This window comes from Vibrio sp. 10N.222.52.B7 (assembly GCF_041474275.1).
GTDB classification, from domain to species: domain Bacteria; phylum Pseudomonadota; class Gammaproteobacteria; order Enterobacterales; family Vibrionaceae; genus Vibrio; species Vibrio crassostreae_C.
In genome coordinates this window covers 1,164-1,526 of the sequence record NZ_JBFRTU010000081.1, presented here as the reverse complement: position 1 = coordinate 1,526, position 363 = coordinate 1,164, and the positions used below count along the sequence as shown (strand labels likewise).

Below are 363 nucleotides of genomic sequence, written 5' to 3'. Positions count from 1 at the left end.
ATATGCAAGCCTTTATAGAAAAAAGTAAATATAATAACTGAGAATGTGGAGAGATATTAACGTGATTCAAAAGGGAGGAAATATGATAAAGCCTGATGAATACTGGCGTGAGCGCCTAACGGACGACGAATTTTCAGTGTGTCGTGAGCGTGGTACTGAAGCCCCATATAGCGGCAAGTTACTGCACAACCATAAGACTGGCGTCTATAGCTGCACATGCTGTGAAAGCCCTTTGTTTCTGTCGGATAACAAATATGACTCTGGGTGTGGTTGGCCGAGCTTTGATGCCCCAGTGAATGATGAAGCAGTACGCTATATAGAAGATCTAAGTCACGGAATGAAGCGTGTAGAGATCCGTTGTAC

General features: G+C 43.5%; 1 protein-coding gene. It reads left to right on the top strand.

Annotation, left to right across the window (positions count from 1 at the left end; translation table 11 throughout):
• Positions 1 to 82: 82 nt before the first annotated feature.
• Positions 83 to 363, top strand: a 281-nt coding sequence (gene msrB / locus AB4512_RS18760; protein ID WP_372175337.1) for a peptide-methionine (R)-S-oxide reductase MsrB, incomplete at its 3' end; no start/stop codon positions are given.